Annotated in this window: 1 protein-coding gene; it reads right to left on the bottom strand. The window is 65.9% G+C overall.

Annotation, left to right across the window (positions count from 1 at the left end; all coding sequences use genetic code 11):
* A partial coding sequence (locus ACR9ZK_RS22710) for a choice-of-anchor Q domain-containing protein (RefSeq protein ID WP_481344185.1) occupies positions 1-252 on the bottom strand: 252 nt, incomplete at both ends.

Here is a 252-nt window from a genome sequence, read left to right as displayed (position 1 = left end):
CTCGTACGCGCCGACGTCGACTGCCGCGCCGCGCGGACGGGCCACGCCTGCGAAATCGATCGTCGGTGCCTTGGTCGAGGTGCCGCGGTCGATTGCGGGCGAGCTGCTGTACACGCGATAGTCGCCGGTGCCGTTCGCCAGGTAATTCCTGAACAGCGGATCCGACGAAATCGACCCGGACACGGCGCCTTTCACTTTCCAGCTGGTGCCGCTGCGTGCGACCAGGTTGTTGGCGTAACGGTTGTTACCGCC

The organism is Monashia sp. HAY1-5C (assembly GCF_056755255.1).
This window is presented reverse-complemented; position numbering and strand designations above follow the sequence as displayed.